The sequence below is a fragment of the Kitasatospora sp. NPDC057198 genome (assembly GCF_042670125.1).
Lineage (GTDB): Bacteria > Actinomycetota > Actinomycetes > Streptomycetales > Streptomycetaceae > Kitasatospora.
This window is the reverse complement of record NZ_JBHUWH010000003.1, coordinates 33,698-53,460: the sequence shown is the minus strand read 5'-3', so window position 1 is coordinate 53,460 and position 19,763 is coordinate 33,698. Positions and strand designations below refer to the sequence as shown.

Sequence of the window (19,763 nt, the reverse complement as noted above, 5' to 3'; positions counted from 1 at the left end):
GGGCGGCTAGCCTGGAGGGATGGCCGAACTGACCGAACGCGACCGGGCGGTGCTCGCACTGGAGGCGCGCGGGTGGCGGACCGCCGGCGCCAAGGAGCAGGCGATCCGGCAGGAGCTCGGCATCTCCGCCACCCGCTACTACCAGCTGCTCAACGCGCTGCTCGACCGCGCCGAGGCGCTCGCCCACGACCCGGTCCTGGTCAACCGGCTGCGCCGGGTCCGGCAGGGGCGGCGCGACGCCCGGCAGTGACGTGCCGGGAGGGCTGCCGACCCCCGCGGGCGGGTAGCGTCGGGGCATGGGAATCGCTGAACAGATCACGACCCAGGCGGGGCGGACCGGACTGGCGGGCCTGCTCGCCGACCCGAAGTCCGCCGTCGTGGGGCTCGACTTCGACGGCACGCTCGCCCCGATCGTCCCCGACCCGGAACGGGCCCGCGCCCACCCCGGCGTCGTCCCCGCCCTCTCCGCGCTCGCCCCGCTGATCGGCGCGGTCGTGGTGGTCACCGGACGGCCCGCCGCGACCGCCGCCGCCTACGGCGGCTTCGCCGCCGCCCCCGGCCTCGAACACCTCACCGTCCTCGGCCACTACGGCGCCGAGCGCTGGGACGCGGCCAGCAACGCCGTCACCGCCGCCCCGCCGCCGCCGGGAGTGGCCGCCGTCCGGGAACGAATCCCCGTGCTGCTGCGGGAGTTGGGCACGCCCGAGGGGACGTTCGTGGAGGACAAGGAGCGCGCGCTGGCCGTCCACACCCGGCGGGCCCCCGATCCGGACGGGCTGCTGGAGCGACTGCGCGGCCCGCTCGGCGAACTGGCGCACCGCAACGGGCTGGTGGTGGAACCCGGCCGGATGGTCCTCGAACTGCGGCCGCCGGGCGTCGACAAGGGCGTCGCCCTCCGGGAGTTCCTGGCGGAACGGGACGCCGGGCCGGTGCTCTTCGCCGGCGACGACCTCGGCGACCTCGCGGCCTACGCGGAGGTCGCCGCCCGCCGCGAAGCCGGCCACCCCGGCCTCCTGGTGTGCAGCGGGCCGGTCACCGGCGAACCCCCGGTCGCGGAGCTGGCCGAACGCGCGGACCTGGTGGTGGCCGGGCCGGCGGGGGTGGTCGACCTGCTGAACGGGCTGACGGAGCTGCTGCGGGGCTGAGGGCGCGGAGCCGGGGCGCGCCGGCAGGAGGCACCCCTGTCGGTGCGCGTCCTGGTTCCGTGCCCCGCGCGGTCACTGGAGCGCGTGGAGCTGGTCCAGGAACCACTGCTGGGGCGGGAGGGCGGTGGCGGCCGCGGCGAGGCGCTTGGTGCGGTCGGTGCGTTCGGCGGGGGGCATGGCGAGGGCTTCGGCGAGGGCGTCGGCGGTGGCGATGACGTCGTACGGGTTGACGGTGATCGCGTCGTCGGCGAGTTCGGCGTACGCGCCGGCCTCGCGGGACAGGACGAGGGCGCAGCCGTGGTCGGAGACGACGGGGACCTCCTTGGCGACCAGGTTCATGCCGTCGCGGATCGGGTTGACCAGGGCGACGTCGGCGAGCCGGTAGGCGGCCAGGGAGCGCGGGAAGTCGTCGTCGACGTGCAGGATGAGCGGCTGCCAGTCGTCGGTGCCGAACTCGGCGTTGATCTCCTCGGCGAGGCGCTGCACCTCGGCGGTGTACTCGCGGTACTCGGCGAGGTCGGTCCGGGAGGGGTAGGCGAAGGCGATGTGGACGACGTTGCCGAGCCACTCGGAGCGGGTGCGCAGCAGGTGCCGGTAGGCGAGCAGGCCGCGGACGATGTTCTTGCTGAGCTCGGTGCGGTCGACCCGGACGATGGTGCGGCGCTCGCCGACGGCCTCGCGCAGGGCGGTGAGGCGTTCGTCGACGTCGGGCCGGTGGGCGCGTTCGCGCAGGAACTCGGCGTCGGCGCCGAGGCCGTGCACGCCGAGCCGGGTGGTGCGGCCGCCGTGGGTGACGGTCAGGGTGCCCCGGTCGACCTCCGCGCCGAGGACGGCCTCGCAGCAGTCGGCGAAGGCGAGCGCCCAGCGGCGGGTGAGGAAGGCGGCCCGGTCGGCGCCGAGGATGCCCTCCAGGACGGCGGCGGCGACGTCGTCGGGCAGCAGCCGGTAGTAGTCCGGCGGGGCCCAGGGGGTGTGCGAGAAGTGGCCGATCCGCAGGTCGGGGCGGAGTCCGCGGAGCAGGGCGGGGGCCAGCGAGAGGTGGTAGTCCTGCACCAGGACGACCGCGCCGGGGGCGGCCTCGGCGGCGAGGGCCTCGGCGAAGGCGGCGTTGTACGCCCGGTAGGCGTCCCACTCGGTGCGGAAGCCGGCGTCGAAGGCGGGCTGCACGGGCGTCCGGTAGAGCAGGTGGTGGACGAACCAGAGGGTGGAGTTGGCGACGCCGTTGTAGGCGCGGGCGAAGGTCTCCGGGTCGATGTCCAGCATCCGGACGGCCTGTCCGCCGACGTCGTGCCCGGCCAGGTCGAGGCGCCCGTCGGGGGCCTGCCGGGCGGCGGTGCGGTCGGCGTCGGAGAGCGCGGCGCAGACCCAGACCGCGTTCGGGTCGTCGATCGCGGAGAGTCCGGAGACCAGGCCGCCGCCGCCTCTGCGGAGGGTCAGCGAGCCGTCGTCCTCCGTGCGGAAGGACACCGGGCCGCGGTTGGAGGCCACCAGGATCGGGGCGGCTCCGGACTGCTGGGGGCGTTCGGACACGTGATCGGCCATACAGCCAACCTTGCCGTGCGATCAGCCGACCAAACCACTCGGCGCGGCCCGCGCCGGGTGAACTCTCGGGGTCAGCCGCCGGTCACGGAGCCGTTCGGCGGCCCGGAGTCGCGGGCCGGGAGGAAGCCGGGCAGCCAGGGCGGACGGCCGTCCGGGCACTTCGCGGGCAGGTAGGCGCCGTGCGGCGGGGTCAGGTTGCGCTCCAGGTCGACGGCGGCGACGGCGAGGGCGGCCAGCAGGGCGGCGCAGGCCGCGGCGAGCGCGCGGGTGAGGAGGTCGGGGGAGCGGCGGGTGAGGTGGAGGGCGAGCAGGACGGCGGCGACCGGCAGCAGCAGGTAGCCGAAGTCGTACGGGCCGGGCAGGTCGAACCGGGGGTCGTCGGTCAGGTCCTGGGAGACCTGCCGGGCCAGGCCCGCGCAGTCGGCCCAGGTGCCCGCGATCAGGTCCAGTACCCGGGTCTGGACCAGGAACCCCAGGACGGGCGCGAGCAGCAGGGCGAGGCAGCCGGTGCCGGTGCGTCCGCGGGGCGGGGAGGACTCCATGCCGGGACGGACGCGGGCGGCGGTCCGGTGGTTGCGGCCCGGCGGTCGGCTCAGCGGTCGCGGTACTCGGGGACGGTGGCCATCGGCGGCCGCTCGGTGGCGGGGACGGGGTGGGTGCGGGGGGCGAAGCCGTCGGGGGTGCGGGTGTACTGGGTGAGCAGCGGGCGGACCAGGTCCGGGTCGGCCTTGAGGCGGTGGGTGCGGTCCAGGCGCTCCAGGGCGGTGCGGTAGATGGTGGCGGCCATCCGGCCCAGGGCCTGGCCGTCCTGGTGCCGGTGGTGCCGGACGCCGACGTCGACCTGGGCCAGCGCGTCCAGCCCGGCCAGTTCCAGGGCGTCCACCAGCAGGCCGAGCTCGACGCCGTAGCCGGTCGGGAAGGGCAGCCGTTCCAGCAGGGAGCGGCGGGCCGCGTACTCGCCGCCGAGGGGCTGGACGAAGCCCGCGAGCTGCGGCCAGTGCAGGCTGAGCAGCGGGCGGGCGACCAGTTCGGTGACCCGGCCGCCGCCGGCCGGGACGACGGCGCCCCCGTCCTCGAAGGGGCGGTCGTACATGGCCTTGACCAGGTGCAGGTCCGGGTCGGTGAGCAGCGGGCCGATGATGCCGGAGACGAAGGCCGGGTCGAACTCGCGCAGGTCGGCGTCGACGAAGCAGACGATCGCGCCGCTGGTGGCGAGCAGCGAGCGCCACAGCACCTCGCCCTTGCCGGGTTCGGCGGGCAGCCGGGGCAGGATCGCGTCCCGGTGCACCACCTGGGCGCCGGCGGCGGCCGCGGCGGCGGCGGTGCCGTCCCGCGAGCCGGAGTCGACCACCACCAGCTCGTCCACCAGCGGGACGCGTTCGACCAGCTCGGTGCGGATCGCGGCGACGATCTCGCCGACGGTGGACTCCTCGTCCAGGGCGGGCAGCACCACGCTGACGGTGCCGGCCGCCCCGGCGGCGCGCTTGGCGGCCAGCAGCAGGTCGAGCGGCCGGTCGGCGGCCGTCCACGAGCGGCGGCGGAGCCAGTCGGCCACCTCCGGCAGTACCCCGGGCTCGGGCTGCTCCGGCAAGTCTCGCTCCCTGTCTCGGTTCGTCTCGGGTGTCGGACGCGGGGGCCGGTCCGCGCCGGCCTTCGGATACAGTCTTCGTATTGCGACCGTGCCTTCGCACGCGGGGGTCGCTCGCAGCGTACGACCACAACTTCACAGAGCTCATCCAGAGGGACTGAGGGAACGGCCCGTTGAAGTCCCGGCAACCCTCCCGCGCGGCCAGCAGGCCCGGCGGGACAGGTGCCAATTCCGTCCCGGACGCGACCGCGATCCGGGGAAGATGAGGAGAAAGGGCCTCGCCACCATGGCTGTTGACACCGCCGCATCCACCGCCGTCGACCTCGGTCCCGCGACCGCGCTGTCCTGTCGCGAGTGCGGTGCGCGCTCCCCGCTCGGCCCGGACTTCGCCTGTCTCGAGTGCTTCGGCCCGCTGGAGATCGCCTACGACTACGCGGGCTACGACGCGGAGGAGCTGCGCAAGCGGATCGAGGCCGGCCCGGCGTCGATCTGGCGCTACGCCCCGCTGCTGCCCGTCCCGGCCGACGTGGCCGGCAAGCCGAACCTGAACCCGGGCTGGACCCCGCTGGTCAAGGCCGACAACCTGGGCCGCGAGCTGGGCTTCACCGGCCCGCTGTACGTCAAGGACGACTCGGGCAACCCGACCCACTCCTTCAAGGACCGGGTGGTGGCCTGCGCGATCGAGGCCGCCCGCGCCTTCCGGTTCACCACCCTCTCCTGCTCCTCCACCGGCAACCTGGCCGGCGCGGTGGGCGCCGCGGCCGCCCGGGCCGGCTTCAAGTCCTGCGTGTTCATCCCGCACGACCTGGAGCAGGGCAAGGTCGTGATGGCCGGGGTGTACGGCGGCGAGCTGGTCGGCATCGACGGCAACTACGACGACGTGAACCGCTTCTGCTCCGAGCTGATCGGCGACCCGGCCGGCGAGGGCTGGGGCTTCGTGAACGTCAACCTGCGCCCGTACTACGGCGAGGGCTCCAAGACCCTGGCGTTCGAGATCTGCGAGCAGCTCGGCTGGCGGCTGCCCGACCAGATCGTCATCCCGATCGCCTCCGGCTCCCAGCTCACCAAGATCGACAAGGGCCTGCAGGAGCTGATCAAGCTCGGCCTGGTCGAGGACAAGCCGTACCGGATCTTCGGCGCCCAGGCCGAGGGCTGCTCCCCGGTCTCCGCCGCCTTCAAGGCCGGCCGCGACGTGATCAAGCCGGTCAAGCCGGACACCATCGCGAAGTCGCTGGCGATCGGAAACCCGGCCGACGGCCCGTACGTGCTGGACATCGCCCGCCGCACCGGCGGCGCGGTCGAGGACGTCACCGACGCCGAGGTGGTCGAGGCGATCAAGCTGCTCGCCCGCACCGAGGGCATCTTTGCCGAGACCGCGGGCGGCGTCACCGTCGGCGTGCTGAAGAAGCTGGTCGAGACCGGCCAGTTGGACCCGTCCAAGGAGACCGTCGCGATCAACACCGGCGACGGCCTCAAGACCCTCGACGCGGTCGCCGACGCCGGCATGGCCGCCGTGATCCGCCCGACGCTGGAGTCCTTCCGCGCCGCCGGCCTCGCCACCGCCTGACCCCCAGCCGTAGGACACCCCACGCCCCGAGGAGCCCGCATGAGCGCCACCGTCCGCATCCCGACCATCCTGCGCACCTACACCGGCGGCGCCGCCGAGGTGACCGCCGAGGGCGCCACCCTGTCCGCCGTCATCGCGGACCTGGAGGCGAACCACACCGGCATCGCCGCCCGGCTGCTGGACGACACCGGCAAGCTGCGCCGCTTCGTCAACGTGTACGTGAACGACGACGACGTGCGCTTCGCCGACGGCCTGGAGACCGAGATCAAGGACGGCGCCTCGGTGTCGATCATTCCGGCGGTGGCCGGCGGCTGCTGACCGCCCCGCATTCCCGCGGCCGCCGTTTGGTTCGGAATTCAATTTTCCGGGCCGGACGGCGGCCTCGTGCATACCCGGACCCAATGCCCCGCACACCTGCGGCTTTCCCGCCGGGCGGGGTGCCGCAATTCCGCCGGCGGCCGGGGAGTAGAGTTCCGGTTGCGGCCGTTCCCCTCCCCGGCCCGGTTCAATCCTCGCTTTCCGCACCGCGCCCCGCCCGTGCAGGACCCCGTTCCGTCCCGCGCGCCGAGACAGGCGCCGGACAGCTCGTCGCCCGCCGCCGCTCGCGGCCGCCTGTTCTGTCAGGCCGCCGTCAGAATTGTCGCGGCGTTTTGCGGTATCCCGTCCGTTATGTCCGGTGGCAATTGTCGGGCGGTGCGCCTTTCGCCCCGTCATATCCCTTTGCCGGCCCGGACTTTCCCCGGAAATTGGGCCTGTTGCACAGGGCGCATATCCGGATACATTCAGCCGCGACAGAGGCTGCGCCGTACGGGGGGGAGTCCCCAGGCCGGCCTTCCAGACCTCCGGGTCCGCGTCCCGCGGATCTCTGAAGGGCCAGCACAGCACAAGGGGAGTTCGGAATGGCTCAGGGCACCGTCAAGTGGTTCAACGCCGAGAAGGGCTACGGCTTCATCGCGGTCGACGGTGGAGCGGACGTGTTCGTCCACTACAGCGCGATCCAGATGGACGGCTACCGCACCCTGGAAGAGGGCCAGCGGGTCGAGTTCGAGATCTCGCAGGGTCAGAAGGGTCCGCAGGCCGACATGGTCCGCGCCGCCGGCGCCTGAGGCACCGGCTGACCGCACGACCGTGCACAGGCGCACGGGCGAGGCCCGCCCCCGACGCGACGGCGTCCGGGGCGGGCCCGTCGGCTTTTCCGGGCGTTTCCCGGTGCCCCGCGGGCGCCCCGCCGGGGCCCGGCGGACCCCCAATGGGCTTGCACTCGCCACCCGAGAGTGCTAATCATTGGCGTTAGCACTCACAGTGTGAGAGTGACAAACGGACCGGGCCGGTGAGGCCCCGGAGGCGGTAGGGGAAGGGACCCCCGCTCTCCTGGGCCGTCCGTCGCGGGCACCCCTTGGTCCGAGCAGTCGACCGTGTCCCGGAGGACCACTTCTGATGGCCAAGATCATCGCCTTTGACGAGGAAGCCCGCCGCGGCCTTGAGCGTGGCATGAACCAGCTTGCCGACGCCGTGAAGGTCACGCTCGGCCCCAAGGGTCGCAACGTCGTCCTGGAGAAGAAGTGGGGCGCCCCCACGATCACCAACGACGGTGTCTCCATCGCCAAGGAGATCGAGCTCGAGGACCCGTACGAGAAGATCGGCGCCGAGCTGGTCAAGGAGGTCGCCAAGAAGACCGACGACGTCGCGGGTGACGGCACCACCACCGCCACCGTGCTCGCCCAGGCGCTCGTCCGCGAGGGTCTGCGCAACGTCGCCGCCGGCGCCAACCCGATGGCCCTCAAGCGCGGCATCGAGAAGGCCGTCGCCGCCGTCTCCGACCAGCTGCTGGCCCAGGCCAAGGACGTGGAGACCAAGGAGCAGATCGCCTCCACCGCCTCCATCTCGGCCGCCGACACCCAGATCGGCGAGCTCATCGCCGAGGCCATGGACAAGGTCGGCAAGGAAGGCGTCATCACCGTCGAGGAGAGCAACACCTTCGGCCTGGAGCTCGAGCTCACCGAGGGCATGCGCTTCGACAAGGGCTACATCTCCGCCTACTTCGCCACCGACCTGGAGCGCATGGAGGCGAGCTTCGAGGACCCGTACATCCTCATCGCCAACTCCAAGATCTCCTCGGTCAAGGATCTCCTCCCGCTGCTGGAGAAGGTCATGCAGAGCGGCAAGCCGCTCGTCATCATCGCCGAGGACGTCGAGGGCGAGGCCCTGTCGACCCTGGTCGTGAACAAGATCCGCGGCACCTTCAAGTCCGTCGCCGTCAAGGCCCCGGGCTTCGGCGACCGCCGCAAGGCCATGCTCGGCGACATCGCCATCCTGACCGGCGGCACCGTGATCTCCGAGGAGGTCGGCCTCAAGCTCGAGAACGCCGGCGTCGACCTGCTGGGCACCGCCCGCAAGGTCGTCATCACCAAGGACGAGACCACCATCGTCGACGGCGGCGGCGACAGCGACCAGGTCGCCGGCCGGGTCAACCAGATCCGCGCCGAGATCGAGAACTCCGACTCGGACTACGACCGCGAGAAGCTCCAGGAGCGCCTCGCCAAGCTGGCCGGCGGCGTGGCCGTCATCAAGGCCGGCGCGGCCACCGAGGTCGAGCTCAAGGAGCGCAAGCACCGCATCGAGGACGCGGTGCGCAACGCCAAGGCCGCCGTCGAGGAGGGCATCGTCGCCGGTGGCGGCGTCGCCCTGCTGCAGGCCGGTGTCGCGTTCGACAAGCTGGAGCTGGAGGGCGACGAGGCCACCGGTGCCAACATCGTCCGCGTGGCCCTGGAGGCCCCGATCAAGCAGATCGCGACCAACGCCGGCCTCGAGGGCGGCGTCGTGGTCGAGAAGGTCCGCAACCTGCCCGCCGGCCACGGCCTGAACGCCGCGACCAACGAGTACGTCGACCTGGTCGCCTCCGGCATCATCGACCCGGCCAAGGTCACCCGCTCCGCCCTGCAGAACGCCGCCTCCATCGCGGCGCTGTTCCTCACCACCGAGGCCGTCATCGCCGACAAGCCGGAGAAGGCCGCCGCGGCCGCCGGCGGCGGCATGCCGGGCGGTGACATGGACTTCTGATCCGCCCGCCGGTCTCCACCGGCCCGGATCGGTCAGTCTCACGCCGTGAGGGCGGTCTCCTTCGGGAGGCCGCCCTCGCGGCGTTCTCGCCGGGGTCACCCCTTCGTGGGACGTCGCACCCGCAGTGGGTCGGAACGTCGGCGCAGGTCCGTACCGTGAGCGGCGGGAGGAACGGTGACGGAGCGCGATCACGACTGGGACTACCTGCTGGACGCACGGTGGACGCTCGACGTCCCCGAGGGCTGGCGCGCCGAGATCATGGACGAGATGGTCCTCCTGGCGCCGCCGCCCGATGCGAGGCACTTTCTCCTTGCCGGGGCGGTGCACGAGGCACTGGCGCGGCGGCTGCCGGGCGAGGCGTACCTCCACCGGTGGCCGAGCGTGGGTCTCCCGCTGCTGGGGGAGCTGTACGTTCCGACGCTGGCGGTGGCGGCGTCCTCGGCGGAAGGGCAGAGGGACGCGTCGGACGTCCTGCTGGCGGTCGAGATCACCTCGCGCAGCACGGCCCGGCAGGACCGGACGAAGAAGCTCCGGGGCTATGCGCACGCGCCCGTCCCGCTGTACCTGCTGATCGACCGTTTCGACCGGCCGGGGCCGACGGTGACGCTCTACTCGGAGCCGTCCGACGGGGCCTACGGGCAGAGCGTGCGGGTGCCGTTCGGGAAGCCGGTCGAGCTGCCGGAGCCGTTCGGGACCACCCTGGACACCACGGGCTTCCCGCTGCCGTAGCCGGGTGCGGGACAATGGGCGGATGGCCAGTTCCGACATCGAAGCCGCCCTGCACAGTGCGCGGGCGCTGATCCTCGCCGACCTCACCGCCCGGGACGTCGCCGACGCGGCGATCGTCTCATTGGTGGAGGACGCCGTCACCCACCGCCGCTGGTGGCTCGAACAGTGGCCCGCCGGGTGCGAGTTCGTGCTCGGGCTGGTGGCCCAGGACGTCCAGGACGCGCTGCTGGAGTCGTACGGGCGCTGGCCGCTGTGCACCGCCTGCGCGGAGGAGGAGGACGACCCGCACGCGCTGGGGGTCGAGCCGGAGCTGGGGCCGGACCCGCACTGGGTGTGCGGCAAGCGCGGGGTCGTGGTCGCGCCGGTCGGCGGGCTCGCGTGATCCTGATCGACCCCCCGAACTGGCCGGGGCACGGCAAGTGGTGGTCGCACCTGGTCAGTGACGTGTCGCCGGCGGAGCTGCACGCCTTCGCGGCGGAGCTGGGTGCTCCCGCCAGGGGGTTCGACCGCGACCTCCCCCAGCCCCTAGGGGGGCTGGGAGGTGCCCCCCTCGACATTCCGGCGGCCTGGTACGAGAAGGCGATCGCGCTGGGCGCGGTGCCGGTCGGCAGCAGGGAGCTGGTGGCCCGGCTGACGGCGGCGGGGCTGCGGGTGCGCAAGGTGCGGGCGGGGTAGCGGAGTTCAGCCGTCCCCGTCGGTCTTCTCGGGTGTCGTGGGGGCTGTGGGCGGCGCGGGTGCCGTGGGTGCCGCGGGTGCCGCGGGCCCGGGGTGGGCGGTGAAGGTGATCCGGCCCATGCCGAGCAGCGCGGCCGCGGCGGCGGCCAGCAGTTGGAGCAGCCCGAACACCAGGTAGAGGATCTCGCCGGTGGCCAGGCCGCTGGGGTGGTCGGAGGCGATCAGGGAGAGCAGGAACGGGACGACGGCCGCCGCGGTGAACAGCAGCGGCCAGCTGCGGTCGCTGCGGTGGTGCGGGAACAGCGCCCGGACGGCGGCCAGGCCGCCGAGGAACAGCAGGGCGGGGAGCCAGGCGTAGGCGCCGCGGCTGTCGTAGTAGGAGACGGACTGGTTGCCGTACCAGCCGTCGATGACGCTGGTGAATCCGAGGAACAGGCTCACCGCGCCGAGCACGGCCGTCGCCACCAGGCACGCCCCGGCGGCGTCGAAGCGCGGAGGCCCGCCCGCCTGCCGTTCGGTATCCGCGTGGGGGGAAGGGTAGGCCATGGCGGGCCTCCTCGATCGCTGGTGTCCCGGCATTCAAGTCGAGCACAGCGGGCGGGTGATCGCCCGTCGGGCGGGTGGTCAGCCTTCCAGGGCGGCCAGTTCGCGGTGCATGTTCGCGCGGGCCCGGGTGTCGTAGCGGGCGTGGGCCTCGGGGGTGCGGTAGAGCGAGGGCAGGGCGAGGAGTTGGCGCAGGACGGTGGCGCGGCCCGCGCGGAAGGCGTCCGGCGGGACGAAGGAGTACTCGTCGCGGATCGCGGCGGCGTAGGCGTCGTACGCCTCGCGCGGGCCGCCGAGGACGGCGAGGTCGGCGTCGCAGAGGACTTCGCCGTTGCGGTCGCCGGGGGCGGGGTGGTGGGTGGTGGTGAGTCGGACCAGGCGGTCGACCTCGTGGACCAGGGGTTCGGGCAGGCCGGCCTCGCGCAGGGCGCGGCAGGCGAGGGCGGCGCTGCGCTCCTCGTTCTCGGAGCGGTCGGGGCGGTAGACGGCGTCGTGGAACCAGGCGGCGAGCCGGACGGCGTCGGGGACGTCGGCGTGGGCGGCGAGTTCGTCGACGCGGTCGAGGACGGCTTCCAGGTGGGCGGTGGTGTGGTAGCGGCGCTGCGGCTCGGCCCAGCGGGCGAGCAGGTCGCGGGCGTAGGGCTCGGGGTCGGCGGTGGCGCCGCAGCGGGTGAGCAGGTCGTGCCAGCGAGCGGACAGCGGTGCGGTCATGACGCCCATTCTGCTCCCTGGGAACCGGGCGGCGGGTGTGATCCATCCTATAGGTAGTTCGCCGACTTATGTCGTACACTTGAGTAGTCGGCGTCCGACGGCTATACATACTCGGTATGCAAGAAGTTCCACTGTTCCGAGGGGGAGCCATGACCGGACCGGACGCGCAGACCGTGCTGCGCCTGGAGGGGGTCGGGCGGGTGCACGGCCGGGGCGCGGCCGAGGTGCACGCACTGCACCCGGTCGACCTGGAGGTGCGGGCCGGGGAGTTCCTGGCCGTGATGGGCCCGTCCGGCTCGGGCAAGTCCACCCTGCTCGCGCTGGCCGGCGGCCTGGACCGGCCCTCCACCGGCCGGGTGCTGGTGGAGGGCGCCCCGCTGGCCGGGCTGAACCGGGCGGAGCTGGCCGACGTGCGCCGCCGCTCGGTGGGCTACGTGTTCCAGTCGTACAACCTGCTCCCGGCCCTGACCGCCGCCGAGAACATCGCCCTGCCACGGGAGTTGGAGGGCGTACCGGCCCGCACCGCCCGCGCCGAGGCGCTGGCCGTGCTCGGCGAACTCGGCATCGGCGAACTCGCCGACCGCTTCCCGGAGGACATGTCCGGCGGCCAGCAGCAGCGCGTCGCGATCGGCCGGGCGCTGTCCGGGCAGCGCCGGCTGGTGCTGGCCGACGAGCCCACCGGGGCGCTCGACTCGACCGCCGGCGAGGCCGTGCTGGAGGTGCTGCGGGCCCGCTGCGACGCCGGTGCGGCCGTCGTGATGGTCACCCACGACGCCGCCCACGCCTCCTGGGCGGACCGGGTGGTCTTCCTGCGCGACGGCCGGCTCGTCGCCGAGCAGAACACCGCCGGGCAGGGCACCGCCGGGGCGGTGCGCCGGTGAGCGGCCTGCGGGCGGTGCTGCGGATCGCCCGCCGCGACGCCCGGCGGGCCGCGGGCCGCAGCGCCCTGGTCGCCGCGATGATCGCGCTGCCGGTGCTCGGCGCGACCGGCGTCGACGTGGTGCACCGCAGCGGACAGCTCACCGCCGAGCAGCGCGCCGACCGGCTGATGGGCCGGGCCGACGCCCTGGTCGGCGCGTACGACCCGGGCCGGACGATCGAGCAGGCGGTCTTCCCCGCCGACGGCGTCCGCACCCTGCCGCAGCGCCCCGACGCCGAACCGACCGCCGAGCAGCGGCGCGCCACCGACACCGAACCGACCGCCCTGATCCGCGGGCTGCTGCCGCCCGGCAGCACCCTGACCCCGGCCCGCACCGGCCCGGTCGCCACCGTGCGCACCGCCGACGGGCTGGCCCCCGCCGACACCTTCGAGGCCGACCTGACCGGCGGGCTCTGGCGCGGCCGGATCGACCTGGTCTCCGGCCGGGCCCCCGCCGCCCCGCACGAGGCCGCCGCCACCCGGGCGTTCCTGGCCGCCACCGGCCTGCGGACCGGCGACACCGTCACCGTCCGCGGCCTGGAGTCCACCCCGTTCACCCTGACCGGCACCGTCGAGCACCCCGGCGACCTGAACGCCGTCGAACTCGTCGCCCGGCCGGGCGAGTTGTACCGGCAACTGGACGAGGCGCAGGCCGCCGCCGGACTCGCCCCGCAGACCCCGACCGCCGAACAGGCCGCCGCCCGCAAGGCCGCCTGGCTGGTCACCCTGCCCGCCGGGACCGCCCTCGACTGGCCCCGGGTGCGCGAACTCAACGCGCACGGCTACACCCTGGCCAGCCGCCAGGTCGCCGCCCACCCGCCCGCCGAGGCGCTGGAGCGGCAGGAGGCCGTCGGCGCCGCGGGCGAACGCGAACGCGCCCTGATGACCGCCGCCACCACCGCCGCGATGGCGCTGCTGGAGGTCGCCCTGCTGGCCGGACCGGCCTTCGCGGTCGGCGCCCGCCGCTCCCGCCGCCAACTCGCCCTGCTCGGCGCGGCCGGCGGCCGGCCCGGACACGTCCGGGCCGTGGTGCTCGGCGGCGGCCTGCTGCTCGGCACCCTCGGCGCCGCGCTCGGCAGCCTGCTCGGCACCGGCCTGGTGGCCGCCCTGCGCCCGTGGATCGAGGAGTGGGGCGGCAGCCGGTTCGCCGGCCTCGCGCTGCGCCCCGCCGAACTGCTCGCGATCGCCGCCGTCGGCGTCGCCACCGCCGTACTGGCCGCCCTGCTGCCCGCGCTGCAGGCCGGCCGCCGCGAGGTGCTGGCCGGACTCACCGACCGCGACCCGGACCGCCGCCCCTCCCGCCGTGCCCCGCTGCTCGGCCTGGCCGCCGTCCTCGGCGGCGCCGCGCTCGCCCTGTACGGGGCGGTCGCCGGGCCGGTCGCCGGACCGCCGGTGCTGGCCGGGCTGAGCGCGCGCACGCTGGCCGTGCTCGGCGGCGCCGTCCTCGCCGAACTCGGCCTGCTGCTGTTCACCCCGCTGCTGCTGGCCCTGCTCGGCCGGCTCGCCCGCCGCCTGCCGGTCGGCCCCCGCCTCGCGCTGCGCGACGCCGCCCGGCACCGCTCGCGCATCGCCCCCGCGGTGGCCGCCGTGCTCGCCGCCGTGGCCGGCGCCGTCGCGGTCGGCGTGCACTCCGCCGGCGCCGAGGTCCAGGACCGGGCCGCCTACCGGCTGGACCAGCCCGTCGGCGCCGTCCGCCTCACCCTGCACGGCGACGGCGACACCATGCCGCAACTGAGCGCCGCCCTCCCGCAGGACCTGCCCGACCTCGGCGAGCGCGCCGACCTCTACCAGGCCGAGTACGTGTTCTGCGAAGGCTGCACGGGCGTCGTGTACGCCGCGGGCGGGCAGCGCTACGGCGAGGCCGTCGCCGTCCCCGCCGTGGTCGGCGACCCCACCGCGCTGCACAACCTGCTCGCCCTGCACGACCAGGGCGCCGACCGCGCGCTGCTCGCCGGGAAGGCCGTCGTGACCGACCCCGCCTACCTGCACGACGGACAGGCCGTGCTGCGGATGCAGGGCAACGGCGGCGAGGTCAGGGAACTGCGGGTCGACGCGCTGCTGGTCGAACGCCCCGCCGGGCAGCGCTACGCGCCGCTGGTGGTCGCCCCCGAGACGGTCCGGCGGCTCGGCCTGCGGGTCGCCCCGGCCGGCGCGGTCTGGCTGCCGGCCGCGCCGGTCGGCGAACGGGCCGAGCAGCGCGCCGCCGCGACCGTCGCCCGGCTCGCCCCGCACGCCGAGTTCGGCGTCGAACGCGGCTACCGCCCGCAGGGCAGCACGGTCCGGGTCGCGCTGGGCGGCTTCGCCGCGCTGGTGGTGCTCGGCGCCGCCGTGGTCTCCACCGCGCTCGCCGCCGCCGACGCCCGCCGCGAACGCGCCCTGCTCTCCGCGATCGGCGCCCGACCGCGCACCCGGCGCACCGTCGCCGGGCTCCAGGCCGGACTGATCGCCCTGCTCGGCGCCCTGCTCGGCACCGTCAGCGGCTTCGTCCCCGCCTTCGCGCTGCTCCGCTCCCGGGCCTCCGGCGTCCTCGGCGGCCCCGCCGTCAGCCCCGCCGACGCCCCCTGGGCGACGATCGCCCTGCTCGCCCTGGGCCTGCCGCTGCTGGCCGGACTGCTCGGCGCGCTGCGGCGGGACGATCCGGCGGGGTGGCGGGGGTAGCGGGCACCGGGCCGCGAGGGGCGTGCGGCTGTGCGGCGCCGGTTGTGCGGTGTGCGGGGGTGGGGGCGGCGCTGCGGGGTGCGGGGGTGGCGTGGATAGGACGGTCGGCGATATATGTAGTCGCATGACCGAACGCGCCCTGCAGGAACCCACCCTGCTGCTGCTCACCGCCCTCGCGGACGCCCCCCGGCACGGGTACGCGCTGATCCAGGAGGTCGACGCGATCTCCGGGGGGCGGGTGAAGATGCGCACCGGCACCCTGTACGGCGCGCTCGACCGGCTGCTCCAGCAGGGCCTGATCGAGGTCGCCGCCGAGGAGGTCGTCGACGGCCGGGCCCGCCGCACCTACGCCCTCACCGGCGGCGGGCGCGACCTGCTCGCCGCCGAGGCCGAACGCCTGCGCGCGGTCGCCGCCGAGGCCCAGCGCCGCCTCGGCGGCGCCCCCGCGCCCCGGGGGGTCACGGCATGAGTACCGCGGCCCCCGGCAGGCCCCGTACGGGTGCCGCCCTGCGCACCGTCCTCGCGCTCTACCCCGCCCGCTACCGCCGCGACCGGGGCGCCGAACTCGCCGAGGTGTTCGCCGACTCCACCGCCGGGGCCGGACGCCTGGACACCGTCCGCGAGGTGCTCGACCTCGCCGCGTACGGCCTGCGGCTGCGCACCGGGCTCACCTCCACCGCGCTCGGCGGCCGGCTGCTCGCGGCCGCCGCGCCGCTGCTGGCCGGCACCCTGGTCGGGCTGGTCGCGCTCCCCGGCGACGTGCGCTTCTGGCGGGTGGGCGCCGCCGCACGGGCCGGGTTCGACGCCCCGTGGACCGCGCTGCCCGACAACCTCGCCCTGCTCGGGCTGACCGTCGTCCCGGCGCTGCTGGCCGTCGCCGCGGTGCTCGGCGCCTGGCGGGCGGTGCGCACGCTGGCCGGGGTGGTCGTGCTGCTCGCCGCCGTCCGGCTCGCGGTCCGCCTGGCCACCGCCAACGTCCAGCCCGGGGGCCCCTGGCTCACCGAGGCCAACGTCTGGCTGCTGCTCCTGGACGCCACCGCCCTGCTGCCCCACCTCGTCGCGGGCGCCCTGATCCTCGCCGCGCCCGCCGACCTGCTGGAGCGCCCCGCCCGCCTGCCGGTCGCGATCGGCGTGGCCGCCGGACTGCTGGTGACCAGGGCCCAGGGCGGCTACGACAGCCGGCACCTGATGGACGGGTGGATGCCGGTGCTGCTCCTGCTCGCCCCGCTGCTGCTGATGCTCTGCGCCGCCCGCGACCGGCTGCTGCCCGCGGCGCTCGGCCTGGCCGTCCTGCCGCTGACCGCCTGGTTCAGCCTGTTCAGCCTCTGGGAGCAGGTCGGCGGGGTGTGGCGGCTGGCGCCCGCGCTGGCGGTCGGCGCGGGGACGCTGCTGCTGGCCGGGCGGGTGCTGGCGGGCCGTCAGGAGGGACGGGCGAAGGCCGCCTAGCGGGACGAACGGGACGCGGACGGGCGAACGGAACGCGAACGGAGGAGGAAGCGCGGCCGAACGGCGGAGGGGGCTCGCCCGGGGCCGACCGATGTGGCAGGCTATCGGATATGTCTAGACCAATGTTCGAAGTCATCGCGCTGACCCCCCAGGACGCCCGGGCCGCCGAGTCGGGCGGCGCCGACCGCCTCGAACTGGTCACCGACATGGCAGCCGACGGGCTCACCCCGTCCGTCGAGGACTTCGCCGCGATCCGCGCCGCCGTCGGCATCCCGCTGCGGGTCATGCTCCGCATCCGCGACGGCTTCACCCCCGGCGACCTCGACGACCTGCTCGCCCGCACCGCCGCGCTGCGGGCCGAGGGCGCCGAGGAGTTCGTCCTCGGCTTCCTCACCCCCGACGGCGCCGTCGACCTCCCCGCCACCCGGGCCGTCGCCGAGGCCGTCTCCGGCTGCCACTGGACCTTCCACCGGGCCATCGACCACAGCGCCGACCGCTCCGAGGTCCGCGCCGCCGTCGCCGACCTGCCCGGCCTCGACACCTTCCTCACCTCCGGCGCGGCCGCCGGCGTCGACGCGGGCCGCGAGGTCCTGCTCGGCGAACTCGCCAAGTCCGGCGAGCCCGGCTACCGCCAGCGGATCCTGATCGGCGGCGGCCTGCGCACCGAACACGTCCCCGAGCTCCGCGCCGCCGGATTCGACGCCTTCCACATCGGCGGCGCGGTCCGCGAGGGCGGCTGGGCCGGAGCGGTCGACCCGGCGAGGGTCGCCGAGTGGCGCGAGCTCATCGGCACCTGAACCATCCGGAGGGCGCACCGCCAGGGGCGCGGGGAACTGCGCGCAGCTGGAGTCGCACGTCAGCGGGATCGCGGGTAAGGGGGCACCTCCCAGCCCCCCTTGGGGCTGGGGGAGCAAGACACTGTCCTGCGTCGCGATCCGGCTGTGCGTGCTCGGTTGCCCGCGCAGTTCCCCGCGCCCCCGGTTTCGCAACGTCCGGCGCGCAGCAGTTTCCCCGCGCCCCTGTCGGTGCGCCTTCCGCTTTCCCGGGTCCTAGGCCAGTTCGGCCGGCAGCGGCTGGGTGTGGAGGACCGCCAGGCCGGAGACCGCTCGGGTCAGCGAGACGTAGAGGCGGCGCAGGCCGGTGCGGTGGTCGGGTTCGCCGGCGACGATCGCGGCGGGTTCGTCGAGGACCACGTGGTCGTACTCGAGGCCCTTGGCGAGGGAGGCCGGGACGAGGGTGAGGCGGGCCTCGGCGGTGGTCTCGGTGCCGGGGTCGAGGAAGGGCAGCCCCGCGGCGCCGAGCGCCCCGGCCAGGGCCGGGATCCGGGCGTCCGCCGCGATCAGGCCGACCGAGCCCTCGTGCCGCAGCGCGGCCCGGCAGGCGTCCAGGACGGCGGTGTCGAGCCCGTCGGGGACGTGCCGCAGGACGAGTGAGCCGGGCAGGTCGCGGACGGAGGTGGCGGGGGCCAGGCCGGGGGCGATGGCGGGCAGCAGGCGGGAGGCGTAGGCGATGACCTCGCCGGGGACGCGGAAGCCCTGGGTGAGCTCCTCGACGTGGGCGCCGTCCTTGCCGAGGTGGTGCAGGGCCTCCTGCCAGCTGCCGGTGGCCCACGGGGTGGTGCCCTGGGCGAGGTCGCCGAGGACGGTCGCGGAGCCGGTGGTGCAGCGGCGGCCGACGGCCCGGTACTGCATGGGGGAGAGGTCCTGGGCCTCGTCGACGACCACGTGGCCGAGCGAGGGGGTGCGGTGGACCAGGTCGGCGGCCTCGTCGATCAGGACGGCGTCCGCGGCGGACCAGGGCGCGGTGCGGGCACTGCGCGGGGGCTTGGCCCAGAGCAGGGCGGCCTGTTCACCGGCGTCCAGGATCCCGTCCGCGGCGGTGGCGAGGAACTCCGGGTCGCCGAGCAGCCGGTGCACCAGCTTGACCGGGTCGACGGCGGGCCAGCACGCCTTGACGGTGGCCTTGACCGCGGCGTTGCGGGCGACGGCGTCCTGCACCCGGTCGTCGGGGGCTTCGCCGCCCTGCTCCATCTTGACCAGGACGGCGTGCGCGATCCGCTGCGGGAGGGCCTCCAGGGCGGCCCCGTAGCGGATCTCGCGGTTCATCAACTCCCGTACGATCTCCTCGAGTTCGTACGCGGGCACCCGCCAGCGGCGGGAGCCGCGGACGACCGTGCAGGGTTCGGTGGGCAGGGTGATCCCGGCCCGGACGGCGTTGCGCAGGACGCGGGCCATCCGGGCGTCGCCCTTGATCCGGGCGGTGCCGGCGCTGTCGGTGCCGCGGACTTCGACGTGGCCGACGAGCTCCTGCACGGTGGCCTGGGCGACGTCCAACTCGCCCAGGGCGGGCAGGACCTGCTCGATGTACTGGAGGAAGGAGCGGTTCGGGCCGACCACCAGGGTGCCGGTGCGGGCGAGGCGCTCGCGGTGCGCGTACAGCAGGTAGGCGACGCGGTGCAGGCCGACGGCGGTCTTGCCGGTGCCGGGGGCGCCCTGGACGCAGATGGTGCCGGTGACGTCGGCGCGGACGATCTCGTCCTGCTCGGGCTGGATGGTGGCGACGATGTCGCGCATCGGGCCGACGCGGGGCTTCTCGATCTCGGCGGCGAGCAGCGCGGAGCCGGTGTCGGCCTCGTCCGGGTCGGAGAGGTTCTCGTCCTCGTAGGCGGTCAACTCGCCGCCGGTGTAGCCGAAGCGGCGGCGCTTGGCGACGTCCATCGGCTCGGTGCGGCTGGCCCGGTAGAACGGCTGGGAGACCGGGGCGCGCCAGTCGATCACCATCGGGTCGCCGCCGGCGTCGTGCACGTGGCGGCGGCCGATGTAGAAGCGCTCGCCGCCGCTGCCCTCGGACGCGGCCTCGCTGATCGCGTGCAGGTAGTCGAGGCGGCCGAAGAACAGCGGGGTGTGGGAGAGGTCGGCGAGGGCCTTGATCCGCTCGTCGATCTGCTTCTGCAGCACCTGGGCGGACACCCAGGTGCCCGCCACGTCGCGCAGGTCGAGCGCCTCGACGTCCTCGCGCATCGCGGTCAGCGCGGCCCTGGAGGCGGCCAGGTGGGCGCGCTCGCGGCCGAGCGGACCGGTGTCGGCGCCGCTGTCGGCGGTGGGCGCGGCGGTGTTGGTAGGGGTGGGGGAGTGCACGGCTGACCTTCCCGGCCGCCCGGCACAAGGGGGCGGCGGACTC

At 74.9% G+C, this 19,763-nt stretch carries 20 protein-coding genes and 1 riboswitch; of the genes, 14 read left to right on the top strand and 6 right to left on the bottom strand.

Annotated elements, in window-relative coordinates:
• Nucleotides 1–19: 19 nt before the first annotated feature.
• On the top strand, nucleotides 20–250 hold the full coding sequence (locus ACFUEL_RS00835; protein WP_380233711.1) for a DUF3263 domain-containing protein: 231 nt from the start codon (nucleotides 20–22) through the stop codon (nucleotides 248–250).
• 46 nt (nucleotides 251–296) lie between these two features.
• Nucleotides 297–1,145, top strand: coding sequence for a trehalose-phosphatase (gene otsB / locus ACFUEL_RS00830; protein ID WP_380233710.1), 849 nt, complete (start codon nucleotides 297–299; stop codon nucleotides 1,143–1,145).
• A 72-nt stretch (nucleotides 1,146–1,217) separates the two neighbouring features.
• On the opposite strand, the gene ACFUEL_RS00825 is transcribed toward otsB, so the two are convergent.
• The 3 genes from ACFUEL_RS00825 to ACFUEL_RS00815 all read right to left on the bottom strand — a co-directional run bounded on the left by ACFUEL_RS00825 (nucleotide 1,218) and on the right by ACFUEL_RS00815 (nucleotide 4,278).
• Entirely contained in the window at nucleotides 1,218–2,687 is a 1,470-nt protein-coding gene (locus ACFUEL_RS00825) for a trehalose-6-phosphate synthase (RefSeq protein ID WP_380233709.1), read from the bottom strand.
• A gap of 71 nt (nucleotides 2,688–2,758) precedes the next feature.
• Entirely contained in the window at nucleotides 2,759–3,229 is a 471-nt protein-coding gene (locus tag ACFUEL_RS00820; RefSeq protein WP_380233708.1) for a hypothetical protein, read from the bottom strand.
• Between the two features lie 50 nt (nucleotides 3,230–3,279).
• On the bottom strand, nucleotides 3,280–4,278 hold the full coding sequence (locus ACFUEL_RS00815) for a glucosyl-3-phosphoglycerate synthase (protein WP_380233707.1): 999 nt from the start codon (nucleotides 4,276–4,278) through the stop codon (nucleotides 3,280–3,282).
• 138 nt (nucleotides 4,279–4,416) lie between these two features.
• Nucleotides 4,417–4,544: riboswitch (SAM riboswitch) on the top strand.
• A gap of 17 nt (nucleotides 4,545–4,561) precedes the next feature.
• Between ACFUEL_RS00815 and thrC the strand changes: the two genes are divergently transcribed.
• From thrC to ACFUEL_RS00780, 7 genes are all read left to right on the top strand, one after another.
• On the top strand, nucleotides 4,562–5,842 hold the full coding sequence (thrC, locus tag ACFUEL_RS00810) for a threonine synthase (protein WP_380233705.1): 1,281 nt from the start codon (nucleotides 4,562–4,564) through the stop codon (nucleotides 5,840–5,842).
• A 39-nt stretch (nucleotides 5,843–5,881) separates the two neighbouring features.
• Nucleotides 5,882–6,160: a MoaD/ThiS family protein gene (locus tag ACFUEL_RS00805; protein ID WP_380233704.1), complete on the top strand. Its 279-nt coding sequence runs from the start codon at nucleotides 5,882–5,884 to the stop codon at nucleotides 6,158–6,160.
• A 581-nt stretch (nucleotides 6,161–6,741) separates the two neighbouring features.
• Nucleotides 6,742–6,948, top strand: coding sequence for a cold-shock protein (locus tag ACFUEL_RS00800; protein ID WP_014137493.1), 207 nt, complete (start codon nucleotides 6,742–6,744; stop codon nucleotides 6,946–6,948).
• 331 nt (nucleotides 6,949–7,279) lie between these two features.
• Entirely contained in the window at nucleotides 7,280–8,902 is a 1,623-nt protein-coding gene (gene groL / locus ACFUEL_RS00795; protein WP_123553427.1) for a chaperonin GroEL, read from the top strand.
• A gap of 174 nt (nucleotides 8,903–9,076) precedes the next feature.
• A complete protein-coding gene (locus tag ACFUEL_RS00790; protein ID WP_380233703.1) occupies nucleotides 9,077–9,631 on the top strand; it encodes a Uma2 family endonuclease in 555 nt (184 codons plus the stop codon).
• A 22-nt stretch (nucleotides 9,632–9,653) separates the two neighbouring features.
• On the top strand, nucleotides 9,654–10,013 hold the full coding sequence (locus tag ACFUEL_RS00785) for a hypothetical protein (protein WP_380233702.1): 360 nt from the start codon (nucleotides 9,654–9,656) through the stop codon (nucleotides 10,011–10,013).
• Complete coding sequence (locus ACFUEL_RS00780; RefSeq protein ID WP_380233700.1) at nucleotides 10,010–10,306, top strand: DUF4031 domain-containing protein; 297 nt, start codon at nucleotides 10,010–10,012, stop codon at nucleotides 10,304–10,306. The genes ACFUEL_RS00785 and ACFUEL_RS00780 overlap by 4 nt, the downstream gene beginning before the upstream one ends.
• A gap of 6 nt (nucleotides 10,307–10,312) precedes the next feature.
• Here the strand turns inward: ACFUEL_RS00780 and ACFUEL_RS00775 are convergent, their stop codons facing one another.
• Together ACFUEL_RS00775 and ACFUEL_RS00770 are read right to left on the bottom strand one after the other, a co-directional pair.
• Nucleotides 10,313–10,852, bottom strand: a complete 540-nt coding sequence (locus tag ACFUEL_RS00775) for a DUF5336 domain-containing protein (protein ID WP_380233699.1) — start codon at nucleotides 10,850–10,852, stop codon at nucleotides 10,313–10,315.
• A 78-nt stretch (nucleotides 10,853–10,930) separates the two neighbouring features.
• Nucleotides 10,931–11,569: a hypothetical protein gene (locus ACFUEL_RS00770; protein ID WP_380233698.1), complete on the bottom strand. Its 639-nt coding sequence runs from the start codon at nucleotides 11,567–11,569 to the stop codon at nucleotides 10,931–10,933.
• A gap of 140 nt (nucleotides 11,570–11,709) precedes the next feature.
• On the opposite strand from ACFUEL_RS00770, the gene ACFUEL_RS00765 reads away from it, so the two are divergent.
• The 5 genes from ACFUEL_RS00765 to ACFUEL_RS00745 all read left to right on the top strand — a co-directional run bounded on the left by ACFUEL_RS00765 (nucleotide 11,710) and on the right by ACFUEL_RS00745 (nucleotide 17,380).
• The gene (locus ACFUEL_RS00765; RefSeq protein WP_380233697.1) at nucleotides 11,710–12,441 is read left to right on the top strand and encodes an ABC transporter ATP-binding protein; all 732 of its coding nucleotides are present in this window, start codon (nucleotides 11,710–11,712) and stop codon (nucleotides 12,439–12,441) included.
• Nucleotides 12,438–15,137: an FtsX-like permease family protein gene (locus ACFUEL_RS00760; RefSeq protein ID WP_380233696.1), complete on the top strand. Its 2,700-nt coding sequence runs from the start codon at nucleotides 12,438–12,440 to the stop codon at nucleotides 15,135–15,137. The genes ACFUEL_RS00765 and ACFUEL_RS00760 overlap by 4 nt, the downstream gene beginning before the upstream one ends.
• Before the next feature lie 124 nt (nucleotides 15,138–15,261).
• Complete coding sequence (locus ACFUEL_RS00755; RefSeq protein WP_380233695.1) at nucleotides 15,262–15,606, top strand: PadR family transcriptional regulator; 345 nt, start codon at nucleotides 15,262–15,264, stop codon at nucleotides 15,604–15,606.
• Complete coding sequence (locus tag ACFUEL_RS00750; protein ID WP_380233694.1) at nucleotides 15,603–16,583, top strand: hypothetical protein; 981 nt, start codon at nucleotides 15,603–15,605, stop codon at nucleotides 16,581–16,583. Before ACFUEL_RS00755 ends, ACFUEL_RS00750 begins: the two co-directional genes overlap by 4 nt.
• Nucleotides 16,584–16,693: 110 nt before the next feature.
• Nucleotides 16,694–17,380, top strand: coding sequence for a copper homeostasis protein CutC (locus ACFUEL_RS00745; RefSeq protein ID WP_380233693.1), 687 nt, complete (start codon nucleotides 16,694–16,696; stop codon nucleotides 17,378–17,380).
• Nucleotides 17,381–17,632: 252 nt separating this feature from the next.
• On the opposite strand, the gene ACFUEL_RS00740 is transcribed toward ACFUEL_RS00745, so the two are convergent.
• On the bottom strand, nucleotides 17,633–19,720 hold the full coding sequence (locus ACFUEL_RS00740; RefSeq protein WP_380233692.1) for a HelD family protein: 2,088 nt from the start codon (nucleotides 19,718–19,720) through the stop codon (nucleotides 17,633–17,635).
• Nucleotides 19,721–19,763 lie beyond the last annotated feature (43 nt).

What these genes read in the sequence shown, in the direction of transcription:
- ACFUEL_RS00835 (WP_380233711.1), top strand. Translation starts at nt 20, where the DNA reads ATGGCCGAACTGACCGAACGCGACCGGGCGGTGCTCGCACTGGAGGCG.
- otsB (WP_380233710.1), top strand. Translation starts at nt 297, where the DNA reads ATGGGAATCGCTGAACAGATCACGACCCAGGCGGGGCGGACCGGACTG.
- ACFUEL_RS00825 (WP_380233709.1), bottom strand. Translation starts at nt 2,687, where the DNA reads ATGGCCGATCACGTGTCCGAACGCCCCCAGCAGTCCGGAGCCGCCCCG.
- ACFUEL_RS00820 (WP_380233708.1), bottom strand. Translation starts at nt 3,229, where the DNA reads ATGGAGTCCTCCCCGCCCCGCGGACGCACCGGCACCGGCTGCCTCGCC.
- thrC (WP_380233705.1), top strand. Translation starts at nt 4,562, where the DNA reads ATGGCTGTTGACACCGCCGCATCCACCGCCGTCGACCTCGGTCCCGCG.
- ACFUEL_RS00805 (WP_380233704.1), top strand. Translation starts at nt 5,882, where the DNA reads ATGAGCGCCACCGTCCGCATCCCGACCATCCTGCGCACCTACACCGGC.
- ACFUEL_RS00800 (WP_014137493.1), top strand. Translation starts at nt 6,742, where the DNA reads ATGGCTCAGGGCACCGTCAAGTGGTTCAACGCCGAGAAGGGCTACGGC.
- groL (WP_123553427.1), top strand. Translation starts at nt 7,280, where the DNA reads ATGGCCAAGATCATCGCCTTTGACGAGGAAGCCCGCCGCGGCCTTGAG.
- ACFUEL_RS00785 (WP_380233702.1), top strand. Translation starts at nt 9,654, where the DNA reads ATGGCCAGTTCCGACATCGAAGCCGCCCTGCACAGTGCGCGGGCGCTG.
- ACFUEL_RS00775 (WP_380233699.1), bottom strand. Translation starts at nt 10,852, where the DNA reads ATGGCCTACCCTTCCCCCCACGCGGATACCGAACGGCAGGCGGGCGGG.
- ACFUEL_RS00770 (WP_380233698.1), bottom strand. Translation starts at nt 11,569, where the DNA reads ATGGGCGTCATGACCGCACCGCTGTCCGCTCGCTGGCACGACCTGCTC.
- ACFUEL_RS00765 (WP_380233697.1), top strand. Translation starts at nt 11,710, where the DNA reads ATGACCGGACCGGACGCGCAGACCGTGCTGCGCCTGGAGGGGGTCGGG.
- ACFUEL_RS00755 (WP_380233695.1), top strand. Translation starts at nt 15,262, where the DNA reads ATGACCGAACGCGCCCTGCAGGAACCCACCCTGCTGCTGCTCACCGCC.
- ACFUEL_RS00750 (WP_380233694.1), top strand. Translation starts at nt 15,603, where the DNA reads ATGAGTACCGCGGCCCCCGGCAGGCCCCGTACGGGTGCCGCCCTGCGC.
- ACFUEL_RS00745 (WP_380233693.1), top strand. Translation starts at nt 16,694, where the DNA reads ATGTCTAGACCAATGTTCGAAGTCATCGCGCTGACCCCCCAGGACGCC.